12 protein-coding genes and 1 tRNA gene are annotated in these 14,786 nt (G+C 65.5%); 5 read left to right on the forward strand and 8 right to left on the reverse strand.

The genetic code is table 11. The features are described from left to right. Positions 1-165: 165 nt before the first annotated feature. From lon to J2Y55_RS06375, 5 genes are all read right to left on the reverse strand, one after another. Positions 166-2,595, reverse strand: a complete 2,430-nt coding sequence (gene lon, locus J2Y55_RS06355; RefSeq protein WP_310149371.1) for an endopeptidase La — start codon at positions 2,593-2,595, stop codon at positions 166-168. A 297-nt stretch (positions 2,596-2,892) separates the two neighbouring features. Next, on the reverse strand, positions 2,893-4,161 hold the full coding sequence (clpX, locus tag J2Y55_RS06360; protein WP_069691738.1) for an ATP-dependent Clp protease ATP-binding subunit ClpX: 1,269 nt from the start codon (positions 4,159-4,161) through the stop codon (positions 2,893-2,895). Positions 4,162-4,446: 285 nt separating this feature from the next. After that, complete coding sequence (locus J2Y55_RS06365; RefSeq protein WP_404978830.1) at positions 4,447-5,073, reverse strand: ATP-dependent Clp protease proteolytic subunit; 627 nt, start codon at positions 5,071-5,073, stop codon at positions 4,447-4,449. 159 nt (positions 5,074-5,232) lie between these two features. Beyond that, positions 5,233-6,672: a trigger factor gene (tig, locus tag J2Y55_RS06370; RefSeq protein WP_310149375.1), complete on the reverse strand. Its 1,440-nt coding sequence runs from the start codon at positions 6,670-6,672 to the stop codon at positions 5,233-5,235. A gap of 142 nt (positions 6,673-6,814) precedes the next feature. Further along, positions 6,815-6,899: transfer RNA gene (locus J2Y55_RS06375), tRNA-Leu, on the reverse strand. A gap of 273 nt (positions 6,900-7,172) precedes the next feature. Here J2Y55_RS06375 and J2Y55_RS06380 point away from each other — a divergent pair. Both J2Y55_RS06380 and J2Y55_RS06385 read left to right on the forward strand, forming a co-directional pair. Next, on the forward strand, positions 7,173-8,624 hold the full coding sequence (locus tag J2Y55_RS06380; RefSeq protein ID WP_310149377.1) for a multicopper oxidase family protein: 1,452 nt from the start codon (positions 7,173-7,175) through the stop codon (positions 8,622-8,624). 2 nt (positions 8,625-8,626) lie between these two features. Then, positions 8,627-9,019 carry a DoxX family protein gene (locus J2Y55_RS06385; protein WP_404978857.1) on the forward strand — a complete coding sequence of 131 codons (393 nt, stop codon included), beginning with the start codon at positions 8,627-8,629 and terminating at the stop codon, positions 9,017-9,019. Between the two features lie 5 nt (positions 9,020-9,024). Here the strand turns inward: J2Y55_RS06385 and J2Y55_RS06390 are convergent, their stop codons facing one another. The 3 genes from J2Y55_RS06390 to J2Y55_RS06400 all read right to left on the reverse strand — a co-directional run bounded on the left by J2Y55_RS06390 (position 9,025) and on the right by J2Y55_RS06400 (position 11,557). After that, positions 9,025-9,567, reverse strand: coding sequence for a gluconokinase (locus tag J2Y55_RS06390; RefSeq protein ID WP_310149380.1), 543 nt, complete (start codon positions 9,565-9,567; stop codon positions 9,025-9,027). A 6-nt stretch (positions 9,568-9,573) separates the two neighbouring features. After that, a complete protein-coding gene (gnd, locus tag J2Y55_RS06395) occupies positions 9,574-10,560 on the reverse strand; it encodes a phosphogluconate dehydrogenase (NAD(+)-dependent, decarboxylating) (protein ID WP_310149384.1) in 987 nt (328 codons plus the stop codon). Between the two features lie 61 nt (positions 10,561-10,621). Then, on the reverse strand, positions 10,622-11,557 hold the full coding sequence (locus J2Y55_RS06400; protein WP_310149387.1) for a LysR substrate-binding domain-containing protein: 936 nt from the start codon (positions 11,555-11,557) through the stop codon (positions 10,622-10,624). A 136-nt stretch (positions 11,558-11,693) separates the two neighbouring features. Here J2Y55_RS06400 and argH point away from each other — a divergent pair, with 136 nt between their 5' ends. Genes argH through J2Y55_RS06415 form a run of 3 tightly spaced genes read left to right on the forward strand, consistent with a single transcriptional unit; the run spans position 11,694 to position 14,759 of the window. Further along, positions 11,694-13,118 (forward strand): argininosuccinate lyase, encoded by a 1,425-nt coding sequence (argH, locus tag J2Y55_RS06405; protein ID WP_310149390.1) that lies wholly within the window; start codon positions 11,694-11,696, stop codon positions 13,116-13,118. Next, positions 13,115-13,984, forward strand: a complete 870-nt coding sequence (locus J2Y55_RS06410) for an amino acid ABC transporter permease (RefSeq protein WP_310149393.1) — start codon at positions 13,115-13,117, stop codon at positions 13,982-13,984. The genes argH and J2Y55_RS06410 overlap by 4 nt, the downstream gene beginning before the upstream one ends. Beyond that, positions 13,977-14,759, forward strand: a complete 783-nt coding sequence (locus J2Y55_RS06415) for an amino acid ABC transporter ATP-binding protein (RefSeq protein ID WP_310149396.1) — start codon at positions 13,977-13,979, stop codon at positions 14,757-14,759. The genes J2Y55_RS06410 and J2Y55_RS06415 overlap by 8 nt, the downstream gene beginning before the upstream one ends. The last annotated feature ends 27 nt before the right edge of the window (positions 14,760-14,786 follow it).

Raw genomic sequence — 14,786 nt, forward strand, 5'->3', positions numbered from 1 at the left:
ATGCCGTGGGGTTTAAGGCCTGGCGCCCCCGCCATCAAGCGCCGAGATGAAGCGAATCGCGCGCTTCTCCCCTTTTCACGCTTCACTCAAAGAAAAAGCCGCCGGCGCTGAACGCCGGCGGCTCCCCGGTCAGGCTGTTCGCCTCATTGGGCCAAGCTGTTCGCCTCAGTGGGCAATGAGGCCGCCTGCGGCATCATCTTCGGCGGCCTTCGGCCGCAGCGCGGTCAGATCCTCTTCCCAGACGATCGGAACGGGCTGGCGCGTCAGCGCATGCTGCAGCACCTGCTCCATCCGCGAGACCGGGATGATCTCCATGCCCTCCTTCACCGACTTGGGCAGGTCGACCAGATCCTTGGCGTTATCTTCAGGGATCAGCACCTTCTTGATGCCGCCCCGCAGAGCCGCCAGGAGCTTCTCCTTGAGACCGCCGATCGGCAGCACCCTGCCCCGCAGCGTCACCTCGCCGGTCATGGCGACGTCGCGCTGGGTCGGGATGCCGGTCAGGATCGAGACGATGGCGGTCGCCATCGCGATGCCTGCCGACGGGCCGTCCTTTGGGGTTGCGCCCTCGGGAACGTGGACGTGGATGTCGCGCCGGTCGAACAAGGGCGGCTCGATGCCGAAATCGATGGCACGCGAGCGGACATAGGAGGCCGCCGCCGAAATCGATTCCCTCATCACATCCTTGAGGTTGCCGGTGACGGTCATCTTGCCCTTGCCGGGCATCATCACGCCTTCGATCGTCAGGAGTTCGCCGCCGACCTCGGTCCAGGCAAGCCCGGTGACGACGCCGACCTGATCCTCGGTCTCCGCCATGCCATAGCGATAGCGCGGCGGGCCGAGATACTCCTCAAGCACCGGCGTGGTCACGGCGACCTTCTTCTTCTTCGAGAGAACGATGTCCTTCACCGCCTTGCGGACGGTGTTGGAGAGTTCGCGCTCTAGGTTGCGGACGCCCGCCTCCCGCGTATAGCGGCGGACCAGCGTCATCAGCGCCTCGTCGTCGATCGACCATTCCTTGGATTCGAGGCCGTGCTTCTTGATCGCGTTCGGGATCAGGTGACGCCGGGCGATCTCGGTCTTCTCATCCTCGGTGTAGCCGGCGATGCGGATCACCTCCATCCGGTCCAGCAGGGCCGGCGGGATGTTCAGCGTGTTGGCCGTGGTGACGAACATCACGTTCGACAGGTCATAATCGACCTCGAGGTAATGGTCGTTGAAGGTGCCGTTCTGCTCGGGATCAAGCACTTCCAGCAGGGCCGCCGAGGGATCGCCACGAAAGTCCTGGCCCATCTTGTCGATCTCGTCGAGCAGGATGAGCGGGTTGGAGGTCTTGGCCTTCTTCATCGACTGGATGATCTTGCCGGGCATCGAGCCGATATAGGTGCGGCGATGGCCGCGGATCTCGGCCTCGTCACGCACGCCGCCGAGCGACATGCGCACGAATTCGCGGCCCGTCGCCTTGGCGATCGACTTGCCGAGCGAGGTCTTGCCGACACCGGGAGGACCGACGAGGCACAGGATCGGACCGGCGAGCCGGTTCGTCCGCTGCTGCACGGCGAGGTATTCGACGATGCGGTCCTTGACCTTGTCGAGGCCGAAATGATCGTCGTCGAGCACGCCCTGCGCGATCGAGAGATCCTTCTTGATCTTGGAGCGCTTGTTCCACGGAATGCCGAGCATCCAGTCGAGATAGTTGCGCACCACCGTCGCCTCGGCCGACATCGGCGACATCTGGCGCAGCTTCTTCATCTCTGCGACGGCCTTGTCACGGGCCTCCTTGGAGAGCTTGGTGCGGGCGATGCGCTCTTCCAGCTCGGCCAGCTCGTCACGGCCTTCCTCGCCGTCGCCGAGCTCCTTCTGGATCGCCTTCATCTGCTCGTTGAGATAGTACTCGCGCTGCGTCTTCTCCATCTGGCGCTTGACGCGCGAGCGGATGCGCTTCTCGACCTGGAGCACCGACATCTCGCTTTCCATCAGCGAGAGAACCTTCTCCAGCCGATGCGCGACATGGGTGATCTCGAGCACCGCCTGGCGGTCCGCGATCTTGACGGCAAGATGCGAGGCGACGGTATCGGCGAGCTTGGAGGCTTCGTCGATCTGCGAGACCGCGGCGACGATCTCGGGCGAGATCTTCTTGTTGAGCTTTACATAGCTCTCGAACTCGCTGACGACCGAACGGCCCAGCGCCTCGACCTCGACCTTCTTGCCGTCTTCCTCGGCCAGGCCAACGGCCTCGGCCTGATAGAAGGCGTCATCGGCGACATAAGCGGTCGCCTTGGCGCGGCCGACGCCCTCGACCAGCACCTTCACGGTCGAGTCGGGCAGCTTCAGCAGTTGCAGCACGCGGGCAAGCGTACCGATTTCATAGATATCCTTGGTCGCAGGATCATCGTCGCCAGCATTCTTCTGGGTGGCGAGCAGGATCAGGCCATCGGTCTTCACGACCTCCTCGAGGGCGCGGATGGACTTCTCGCGGCCAACGAAGAGCGGCACGATCATATGCGGAAAAACGACGATGTCGCGCAGGGGGAGCACCGGGTAGAGGCCGGTCTCGCCGGGAACGAAAGGAGCGCGGGGCGCCGAGCCAGTCATGACTTGTCCTTTGTGGTTGCGCCAGGCCTACCCCCAAATGGGCGGAGCCACCTGACGTATGCGGCCGAGACGACGATCGCCACGTCCGCCCTCGCGCATCACACCCTCAACAGGCATGCGACTCTCGCAAGTGCACCTAAAGTGGAGACTTCCTCGCCGGCTTTCAAGCGAGCCTTCGAGGCATCCCCAGGTTGGATTGTCGCGGGGTGAAGCAAGCGACCGCCCAACCTGCCCCACGACGCAAAACGCGCGCCAACAGGCGCGCGTTTGCAATGTCTTGGGTGCTTGGCGGGCATCTCACGCAGAGGCCGACTTCGCCTCTTCCTCACGCTCCGAATAGATGAAGAGCGGCCGCGATTTCGACTCGACGGCCTCCGGACCGATCACGATCTGCTCGACGCCTTCCAGCCCCGGCAGCTCGTACATCGTCTCCAGCAGGATGCCTTCCATGATCGAGCGCAGGCCGCGCGCACCGGTCTTGCGGTCGATCGCCTTGCGGGCGATCAGGCTGACGGCCTCGTCGGTGAAGGTCAGCTCGGTGTCCTCCATCTCGAACAGGCGCTGATACTGCTTCACCAGCGCGTTCTTCGGTTCGGTCAGGATGGTCTTCAGCGCCGCTTCGTCGAGATCCTCCAGAGTCGCCAGGACCGGCAGGCGGCCGACGAATTCCGGGATCAGGCCGAACTTCAGCAGATCCTCGGGCTCGACCTCGCGGAAGATCGCGCCGGTGCGGCGGTCGTCAGGCCCCTTCACCGTCGCGCCGAAGCCGATCGAGGTGCCCTTGCCACGGCTGGAGATGATCTTGTCCAGCCCCGCGAAAGCGCCACCGCAGATGAACAGGATGTTCGTGGTGTCGACCTGCAGGAATTCCTGCTGCGGATGCTTGCGCCCGCCCTGCGGCGGCACGGAGGCGACAGTGCCTTCCATGATCTTGAGCAGGGCCTGCTGCACGCCCTCGCCCGAAACGTCGCGGGTGATCGAGGGGTTGTCCGACTTGCGGCTGATCTTATCGATCTCGTCGATATAGACGATGCCGCGCTGCGCCCGCTCGACATTGTAGTCGGAGGCCTGGAGCAGCTTCAGGATGATGTTCTCGACATCCTCGCCGACATAGCCGGCTTCCGTCAGTGTCGTCGCGTCGGCCATGGTGAAGGGCACGTCGAGAATGCGGGCGAGCGTCTGCGCAAGCAGCGTCTTGCCCGAGCCCGTGGGGCCGATCAGCAGGATGTTCGACTTCGCCAGCTCGACGTCATTGTGCTTCGAGGCGTGCGAAAGGCGCTTGTAGTGGTTGTGGACCGCGACCGAGAGGACCTTCTTGGCGTGGTCCTGGCCGATGACGTAGTCGTCCAGCACCTTGCGGATCTCGCGCGGTGTCGGAACGCCGTCCTTCGACTTCACCAGCGCGGATTTCGATTCCTCGCGGATGATGTCCATGCAGAGCTCGACGCATTCATCGCAGATGAACACGGTCGGGCCCGCAATGAGCTTGCGAACCTCGTGCTGGCTCTTGCCGCAGAAAGAGCAGTAGAGGGTGCTCTTCGAATCGCCGCCGCTGACCTTACTCATCGTCCATCTCCATTCTCGGAGCCGGACGACCACATCAGCCTGAGCGGATGCAACCGTCGTCTCTCCGTCATTAATAGACGCTCAGATCACGATCATTAGGTTAACGCCCCGTTCCGGAACACCCGGTGGACAGAGCCGACCCAAAACCGGACCGTTTGGGAGCGCCAGTCCGCTCGCCCGATTCCCCATGCAAACATGGGGCCGGTCCCCTTGCAATATGGCCCTTCGCAGCCGCCGCGCCAACCCACAGGCAACGGGGCGGCTGGTCGCAGCCCACGCGGCCGATCAGGCCGTCGCGTCTTCCGGCCGCTTGTCGATGACCTTGTCGATCAGGCCGAAATCGCGCGCCGCTTCGGCAGTCATGAAATTATCGCGCTCCAGCGCCGCTTCGATGTCGGCATAGGAGCGGCCGGTGTGCTTGACGTAGATCTCGTTCAGCCGGCGCTTCAGGCTCTCGACCTCGCGGGCGTGGATCAGGATGTCGGTGACCTGGCCCTGGAAGCCGCCCGAGGGCTGGTGGACCATGATGCGGGCGTTGGGTAGCGCGAAACGCATGTCCTTGGCACCGGCGGTCAGCAGCAGCGAGCCCATCGAGGCGGCCTGGCCGACACACAAGGTCGTGACCGGGCAGCGGATGAACTGCATTGTGTCGTAGATCGACATGCCCGACGTCACCACGCCACCGGGCGAGTTGATGTAGAAGGAGATTTCCTTCTTGGGGTTCTCGGCCTCGAGGAAGAGGAGCTGCGCCACGATCAGCGAGGCGGAATAGTCCTCGACCGGACCGGTCAGGAAGATGATGCGCTCGCGCAGCAGCCGCGAATAGATGTCGAAGGCGCGCTCGCCACGGCTGGACTGCTCGACCACCATCGGGACGAGATTGTTGTAGGTCTCGATCGGATCGCGCAGCATGAAAATCGTCCTTGGGTGGCGGCGCCGGCTTCGGCGGATGGGGAATCAGCGAATGTCTCGGAGGACACCCACATAAGCACGGCAAACGCGGCTGAAAAGAGAAGCGCCGCCCAGCATGAAGCCCGGCGGCGCGAATATTGCGATTAAGGTTGCCGACAATCAGGCCGAAGCGTCTTCGGCCTTGTCCTCGCCCTTGGCGTCAGCCTTCTTGGCCTTCTTGGCGGCCTTCTTCGGCTTGGCCTCGGCAGTCTCATCCGCCTCGTCATCGGCGTAGAGCGCTTCGCGCGTGACGCTCTGGTCCTCGACCTTCACCTGCTCCAGCAGGTGGTCGACGACCTTCTCCTCGAAGATCGGGGCGCGGATCTCGGCCAGGGCCTGTGGGTTCTTCTGGTAGAACTCCCAGACCTGCTTCTCCTGGCCGGGGAACTGGCGGGCGCGCTCGACCAGGGCCTTGGTGACCTCGTCATCGGAGATCTGGACCTTGGCCTGCTCGCCGATCTCGGCCAGCACGAGGCCGAGGCGCACGCGGCGCTCGGCGATCTTGCGGTAGTCCGCCTTCGCTGCTTCCTCGGTCGTGCCCTCGTCCTCGAAGGACTTCTTGGCTTCCTTCATGTCGACTTCGACATGGCTCCAGACGCTGGCGAACTCCTGCTCGACCAGGGTCGGAGGCAATTCGAAGGTGTATTTCGCGTCGAGCGCGTCGAGCAGGCTCTTCTTCAGCTTGCGGCGCGACTGCTCGCCGAAATCGCGGCCGATCTGCTCGCGGATCGCGGTCTTCAGCGCATCGAGCGACTCCATGCCGAAGGCCTTGGCGAGCTCGTCGTCGATCTTGACCGCCTCGGGCGCCTGCACCTCGGTGACCGTGACCTCGAACTCGGCCGGCTTACCGGCAAGATGGGTCGCGGTGTAGTTCTCGGGGAAGGTCACCTTGACCGTGCGGGTCTCGCCGGCCTTGGCGCCTTCGAGCTGCTCCTCGAAGCCGGGGATGAACTGGCCTGCACCGAGATCGAGCGGGATGCCCTCGCCCGTGCCACCGTCGAAGGGCTTGCCCTCGAGCGTACCGACGAAGGAGATCATCAGGCGGTCGCCGCTGGCGGCCTTGGCCTTCTCGCCCTTGTTCGAATAGGTGCGGTTCTGGCCGGCCATGCGCTCCAGCGCGGCGTCGACATCGGCGTCAGGCACCTCGGCGACGGGCTTGGTCAGCGCGACGTCCGACAGGTCGGCGAGTTCGATCTTCGGCAGAACCTCGAGCGCGACGGTGAAGGCGAGATCGCCCTTGGCCTCCATCGCGGCCTCGATCTCGTCCTTGTTCTCGGGGAAGCGGATCTGCGGCTCGAAGGCGAGCTTCAGGCCGTTATCCGTGACGATCTTCTGGTTCGCCTCGTTGACCGCGTTCTGCAGCACATCGGACATGACCGAGCGGCCATAGAGACGGCGCAGATGGGCGACAGGCACCTTGCCGGGGCGGAAGCCATTGATCTTGGCCTTGCCCTGCAGGCCCTGAAGGCCGTCATCGAGCCTGGATTTGAGGTCGGCGGCGTTCAACACCACCTGAAACTCGCGCTTGAGGCCCTGGGACAGGGTTTCGGTCACGTTCATCGTTTTCGATCCGCCAACAGCGTTACTTCAATGTCCAAAGCGCGACGCCGGGAGACCGCCGCCGCGCTCGCGAAATCCATTTTTCTTCAGCGAACGATTCCCGCGCCACGACGCTAACGTCATGATGCGATCGCACGCTTGCTGGTGCGGGCGGAGGGACTCGAACCCCCACGACTTTCGCCGCTGGTACCTAAAACCAGTGCGTCTACCAATTCCGCCACGCCCGCCGGCCCGATAGCGCTGCACGCGAGCAAACGCAGCGCGGCCATCGTTGGGCCGCGGTGCTATACGCATTTCGAGCAGGCCATGCAGCAAAAAAATGCGACGTTTCTGCGAAGGTCGCCCTGCCGCACCGTATCGCGGCGCATCGCCAAGCGGCAAAGGCCACCCCACCGCGCCGTATCACGGCGCATCGCCAAGCCGCGCGAAGGCTGCCTCTCGCCAGATCGCACGCCACAGATTATGCCGGGCGCATGACCGACAAAGGCCTCCCTCCCTCCTTGCGACCGCTCCTTGCGCCGACAAGGCGTGCCACGCTCGCCGGCCTTGGCGCCTCAACCCTTGGCGCCGCAACCCTTGGCACAGCGACGACGATCGCGCTTGCCGGCCGGGCCTCGTCCCAGGCCAGGCCGCCGGCCGGCCCAGCAGGGGCCGAGCCGCCATTGAGCCTGCTGGTTGCGGGTCCCGGCAAGGCGCGCCTGCGGCCGGCGCCGGCGGGCGAAACCGACATCCTGGCGCTGAACGGTGCGTCTCCAGGGCCGGCTCTGCGAATCAAGCTGGGCGAGACGCTGCGCCTCAAGCTCGACAACCGCACCACCTTGCCGCTGTCCCTGCACTGGCAAGGCCTGCGTGGCGCGGCCGCCATGGACGGGGTCGGCGGCTTCAGCCAGCCGCCGGTCGCTCCAGGCACGAGCTTCGAATATAGGCTGACGCCGCCGGATGCCGGTACCTTCCTCTATCGGCCGCTGCTTGTCGGCGGCTCGTCCGAGCCGGCCGGCCGGGGCCTTGGCGGATTGCTGATCGTCGAGGAGGCGGAACCGCTGGCGGTCGACCTCGACCTGCCGGTTATGGTCGCGGATTGGCTGCTCGGCGACGACCATGCCATCCGTCCCTTCGCAGCGGCAAGCTCCGAGAGCGCGGCCGGCGGCCGGCTCGGAAGCTGGCTGACGGTCAATGGCGCTCCGCCGCCGCAGCGCGTTGCGGTCGCGCCGGGCGCGCGCGTCCGCCTGCGCCTCGCCAATGCCTGCAACGCCCGGATCATGCGGTTGCGCTTCGACGGGGTGAAGGCCTCGGTCGTTGCCGTCGACGGGCAGCCGACCGACACCTTCGAGCCGGTGCGCGCGCAACTGCCTTTCGCGCCGGGCACGCGCTACGATCTGATCGTCGACATGCCCGAGGAGCCGGGCGCGACTGCGATCGTGACCGCGCTGATCGGCGCCGGTGTTCCGCTTGTCCGGCTGGTAGCCGAGGGCGCAAAGAAAGCGGCCGCGATCGCGCCTGCCGCGCTGAAGCCCAACCCGACGCTCCCTGCTGCGGTGCGCCTCCAGGATGCGGTCCGGCCCCAGATCGTCATCGAGGGCGGGGCAAAGGTCATGCCCGAGCTCAAGCTGGATCTTGCCGGCCTCGATCTCACCAAACCCTGGCGGATCAATGGCGGTGTCGGAGACGCCACCAAGCCGCTCGTCAGCGTCAAGCGTGGCACGCCGATCGTGCTCGCGATCGAAAACCGGACGGCCTTCCTCCAGCCGATCCATGTGCATGGCCACTGCTTCCGGCTGCTCCATCCGCTCGACGACGGCTGGGAGCCCTATTTCATGGATACGGTGCAGATTCCCGAGGGCAAGCGGCTGCACATCGCCTTCATCGCCGAGAATCCAGGGCGCTGGATGATCTCCTCGACGGTCCTTGAGCGCTTCGATCTCGGGCTCTGGTCCTGGTTCGAGGTGACGTGAAACTGCGCGCCACGATGCGCTGGCTGATGGCAGCGTTCTATCTTGCCGCCGGCCTGTTGCATTTGCGCTCGCCCACGGCCTTCCTGCCGATCATGCCGGACTGGGTGCCGGCGCCGCGCGAGGTCGTCATCCTGACAGGTGTCGCGGAAATCCTCGGCGCCGCGGGCTTGCTGGTCCCGAACCTGCGCAAAGCAGCAGGCATCGGGCTGGCGCTCTACGCGCTTTGCGTCTTCCCGGCCAACATCAAGCACGCCATGGAAGCCATTGCAGTTCCAGGGCTGCCTACGAGCTGGTGGTATCATGGCCCGAGACTGGCTCTGCAACCGATCCTGATCTGGTGGGCGCTGTTCTGCTCTGGAACAATTGATTGGCCGGCGCGACAGCGCCAGCCCTGACAGGGTCAATTCAAACCAGGTTCCGTCAAACCAAGCCTCGTCAGCACCGCGCGCAGGATCTCATCCTTCGGCAGCTCGACCGGCATAACCAGCGGGTGTTCCTCCTCGCCGGGTTCCTCCAGCGCGGCGAACTGGCTGTCGAGCAGCGCGGGCGGCATGAAATGGTGCTGTCGTTCCGCCATGCGCGCGCCGATCAATTCGCGCGAGCCCTTGAGGTAGACCAGTGCGACATCGGGTCGATCGCCGATGATGACGCGGCGATAGGCCCGTTTCAGCGCCGAACAGGTGACGATGCCGTTCTTGCCTGAGGCACGAAGCTCGTCGATCCAGGCGGCGATGGCTGCGAGCCAGGGCTTGCGGTCCTCGTCGTTCAGCGGCGTACCGCCCGCCATCTTGGCGACATTCTGCGGCGGGTGGAACGAGTCGGCATCGCGGAACGGCCAGCCCAGATGCTCGGCCAGGCGCTCGCCCAGCGAGGTCTTGCCCGAGCTCGCGACGCCCATGACGACGATGACGGCGGGCCCGACGCCCTTCTTCGAGTTGTTCATGGCGCGTCAGACCGGCTTCTTGGGCTCGACATGGCCGCCGAATCCGGCGCGCATGGCCGAAAGCACCTTCTCGGCGAAGGTGTGGTCCTTGCGCGAGCGGAAGCGGGTATAAAGCGAGGAGGTGAGGACCTCGGCCGGCGTCGCGGTCTCGATCGCGGCCTGCACTGTCCAACGCCCCTCGCCCGAATCCGAGACATTGCCGGTATAGGCCGAGAGATCCTCGTCGGCTGCGAGCGCCGATGCCGTCAGATCGAGCAGCCAGGAGGTCACGACCGAGCCGCGCCGCCAGACCTCGGAAATCTCGGCGACATCGAAATCGAAGCCGTATTCCGGCGGCAGGCCCTCCTTGGCGGAGGCATTGCGCAGCAGGTCGAAGCCCTCGGCGAAGGCCTGCATCATGCCGTATTCGATGCCGTTATGGACCATCTTGACGAAATGCCCCGCGCCGACCGGCCCGCAATGGAGATAGCCCTCTTCGCTGGTCGGATTGCGACCGTCGCGATGGCTGGTCTCAGGGATATCGCCCTTGCCGGGCGCGAGCGCCTTCAGCAGCGGGTCCAATCGCGCGACGGTCTCCTTGTCGCCGCCGATCATCAGGCAATAGCCGCGCTCCAGCCCATGCACGCCGCCGCTGGTGCCGATGTCGAGATAATGCAGGCCTTTGGCCGAAAGCTCCTGGCCGCGCCGGACATCGTCCTTCCAGAAGGCGTTGCCGCCGTCGATCAGAGTATCGCCTGGAGACAGCAGGCCGGACAATTCGGTCAGCGTCGCCTCGGTGATCTCGCCCGCCGGCAGCATGACCCAGATGGCGCGCGGCGCGGCAAGCTTGGCGACCATGTCCTTCAGCTCGGAGGCGACGACCGCCCCCTTCTCGGCGAGCGCAGCGCCAGGCTTGGGGTCACGGTCATAGACCACGCAATCATGCCCGGCCTGCATCAGCCTGCGCACGATGTTCGCACCCATCCGGCCGAGGCCGACCATTCCTAGCTGCATCGTTTCAACCCTTCATGGCCGGGGCGTCTCGACCGCCGGTCCGCTTCATGGCGCTTCTCGTTCACCGCGCTTCTTGCATCCCGACCGCCTCCGCGACAAGCCAATCACGCAGCAGGACGAGCGCCGGGCTCGGTGGACGATCCGCCGGGCGGGTCAACCAATAGCCGTGCCGGCTGCGAAAACCGAGCCCCTCCGGATTGACGAGGCGGCCCGCCGAAAGCTCCTCCACGACCAGCGCGCGCGGTACCAGCGCCAACCCCTGCCCCGCGATCGCAGCACGGATGACCAGGGCATAGAAGCCGAAGCGGATCACGCGCTGTGGAACAAGCTCAGCCGCGGTATTGGCCTCGGCAAACTCGCCCCAGCGCAGCGGCGTGGGCGGATGGTCGAGCACCGGGAACCGCGCGATATCGCTGACATCGCCGATTGGTCCCAGGCGCGCCAGCAGGTCCGGCGCCGCGACCAGCGCGACATCGCGCCCAAATAGATAGTCCGCCTGCTGCCCGGGCCAGTCGCCCTCACCGAAGCGAAAGATCGCATCCGCGGCTTCGTCCGTGCCATGGGCGACGAAGTTAGTGAACTGGACCTCGATCTCGGGATGCTCCTCGGCGAAGCGCGAGAATCGCGGCACCAGCCAGCGATCGCCAAGGATCGGCAGCACATGCAGCCTGAGCATCGGCTGCTCCTGGCGAAAACCTGCAACACCGCCGACCGCCGACGCCAAAGCGACCAGCACCTCCCTGGCCGGACCGATGAAGGCGTGGCCGGCCTCGGTCGGCTCCAGGCCACGCCGGTTGCGCGCAAACAGGCTCGCGCCGACAATCTGCTCGACGCCGCGCAACTGCTTGCTGACAGCGCTCTGGGTCAGATTCAGTTCGTCGGCAGCGCCCGAGCAGGAGCCGTGACGCGCAACCGCCTCGACGACGCGCAGGCCCATGGTCGAAGGCAGCCGCCGCGGCAGCGGCGCCGAGAGAAGCGAGGGCGCATCCGAAAGCATCGCCCACATTAGTCCACGACGACGCACAGCGAAAGAGCTATTCCAAAATGGAATGCTCGTCGGAAATCATCTCCTTTGCCGGCGCAAACGCATGCGCACTAACCTGCCTGGCGTTACGTCAGAGCGGAGAGCCAGCGTGAACCAGCCATTGCGCCTGTGGGGCGGTCGCTTCACCGCCGACCCCGATCCTGCGCTGATCCGCCTGTCCCGGTCGGAGGCCAGCGATTTCAGCCTCGCGCCCTATGATCTTGCCGGCTCGCGCGCCCATATCCGTGAGCTCGGCCGCGCTGGCCTGCTCGACGATGCCGAGAGCGCTACGATCCAGAGGGAGATCGACGCGGTCGAGAAGCTCCATGCGACAGGGCTGATCGAGCCCTGGCCGGAGGACGAAGACGTCCAGACTTTCCTCGAACGCATCCTGACGCAGCGGCTCGGCCCTCTCGGGGGCAAGATCCGCGCCGGGCGCTCGCGGAACGACCAGGCCGCCAACGACCTGAAACTGTATCTGCGCCACCGTGCCCGCGGGCTGATGAAGGATCTGCTGAGCCTGCAGGACGCCATCGTCGCGCAGGCCCGCGAACATGTCGCGACGCCGGTGCCCGGCGTGACCCACCTTCAGGCGGCACAGCCCATCACCTTCGGCCATCATCTGATGGCCCATGCCCAGGCCTTCGCGCGCGATGCCGAGCGGTTGATCGACTGGGACAGGCGCAATGCCGTCTCCCCGCTCGGTGCCGCCGCGCTGGCGGGTTCCGCGATCGCGCTCAACCCCGAGCTCGTCGCCGAGGAACTCGGCTATGACGGCTCGTTCGAGAACTCGGTCGATGCCGTAGGCTCGCGCGACCATGTCGCGGAGTTCCTGTTCGTCACGGCCATGCATGCGGTCAATCTCTCCAGGTTGGCCGAGGAAATCGTGATCTGGTGCACGCAGCCCTATCGCTGGATTTCGCTGCATGATGCCTTCGCGACCGGGTCCTCGATCATGCCGCAGAAGAAGAATCCCGATATCGCCGAATTGACGCGCGGCCGCTCGGCCCGGCTGATCGGCGGGCTAATGACGATGCTGGCGGCGCTGAAAAGCCTGCCCCTGTCCTATAACCGGGACCTTGCCGAGGATAAGAACGCCTGTTGCGATGCGGTCGAAGGCTTAGCACTGGCGCTTCCCGCCATGGCCGGCCTGGTCGCCACCATGACGGTCAATGTCGCGACCTTGCGGGACGCCGCCTCGCGCGGCTTCACGCTGGCGACCGAGGTCGCCGATTTCCTGGCGCGCCGAGGCGTGGCCTTCAGCGAGGCGCATGAGATCACCGGTGCGCTGGTGCGCCTCTGCGAGGAGAAATCCTGCCAGTTGCACGAGATCGACGATGCCGGGCTGGCCTCGATCGATCCCCGCCTCACCCCCGATATCAGGGAGCACCTGACATTGGAGGCGGCACTCGATGCGCGTATGGCCAAGGGTGGCACGTCGCCTGCACGCGTGGCCGAGCAGATCGACCGGCTGACGCAGCGCCTTGCCGTGCAGCGTGACTGGGCCAACGGATACCGGGGACCGCAACCATGACTTCAAGCCAGATGCCGGCGACGGCGCTCGACCCGACGATCCTCAGTTTGCCTCGCGTCGGCAGGCTGCATCTCGGACGCTGGGTTTCCGCGACCCTGGTCCTGCTTGCGCTTGCACTCGTGGTGAAGGCCTTTGCCGAGGGCGACATCGCCTGGAAGGTGGTCGGCCAGTTCTTCACCGCGCCCGCCATCCTGGGCGGCCTCGTCAACACCGTGATCATGACGGTCTGCGCCATGGTGCTGGGCATCGCGCTCGGCGTCCTCTTCGCGATCATGGCGATGTCGCCCAACGCCGTGATGCGCGGCTCGGCGGCGTTCTACATCTGGTTCTTCCGCGGCACGCCGCTGATCCTGCAATTGCTGATCTGGTTCAACCTCGCGCTGGTCTTCCCGACGATCGGCATTCCAGGCCTGTTCTCGGCCCGGACGATCGACCTGATCGGTCCCTTCATGGCGACGCTGCTGGGCCTGGGCATCAACCAGGGCGCCTATACGGCCGAGGTCGTGCGCTCCGGCATCCTCTCCGTCGACCACGGTCAGGTCGAAGCGGCCAAGGCGATCGGCATGACCAGGCTGACGACGTTGCGCCGGATCGTGCTGCCGCAATCGATGCGGGTGATCATCCCGCCTGTCGGCAACGAGGTAGTCAGCATGGTCAAGCTGACCTCGATCGCCAGCGTGATCCAGTTCTCCGAGATCCTGCGCAACGCCCAGACGATCTACTACGCCAATGCCCGGGTGATCGAGTTGCTGATCGTCGCGGCCGGCTGGTACCTGATCGTGGTCTCGATCCTCTCGCTCGGGCAGGTCGTGCTGGAGCGCCATTTCGCCAAGGGCCGCGCTGGTGCGGGAGCGCGCAATGGTTGAGGCTCCCGCAAACCGCCCCATGGTCCAGGCGCTGTCGCTGACGAAGCGCTTCGGCAGTCTCGCGGCGCTCGATTCCGTCTCGCTCGACGTCGCGCCCGGAGAGGTCGTCTGTATCATCGGCCCCTCCGGTTCCGGCAAGAGTACGCTCTTGCGCTGCATCAACCAGCTCGAACGCATCGATGGCGGTGCGATCTGGGTCGATGGCGAACTCGCCGGCTTCCGGCGCACCAGCGACCGCTTGATCGAATTGACCGACAAGGAGATCGCGCGCCAGCGCCTCGCCAGCGGCATGGTCTTCCAGCGCTTCAACCTCTTCGGCCATATGACGGCGCTGCAGAACGTGATCGAGGGGCCGGTGACCGTGCTGAAGCAGCCCAGGGCGGTCGCCATCGCCGAGGCCGAGCGCCTGCTGGCGCGGGTCGGCCTGGCCGAGAAGAGCGGCGCCTACCCGTCCGAGCTTTCCGGGGGCCAGCAGCAGCGTGTCGCGATCGCCCGCGCGCTCGCGATGAAGCCCAGGCTGATGCTGTTCGACGAACCGACCTCGGCGCTCGATCCCGAACTCGTCGGAGAGGTGCTCGCCGTGATGCGCGACCTGGCCAAGAGCGGCATGACGATGATCGTGGTGACGCATGAGCTCGGTTTCGCGCGCGAGGTCGCCGACCGCGTCGTCTTCATGGATCAGGGCCGCCTGATCGAACAGGGACCTCCCGCCCAGGTGCTGAGCGCACCCGAACATCCCCGTACCCGCGACTTCATCGCCGCGGTCCTGTCTTGAACCCTTGCCCCTGAACCCTTGCCCTGA

Source organism: Allobosea sp. BE125 (assembly GCF_031456075.1).
Classification (GTDB): domain Bacteria; phylum Pseudomonadota; class Alphaproteobacteria; order Rhizobiales; family Beijerinckiaceae; genus Allobosea.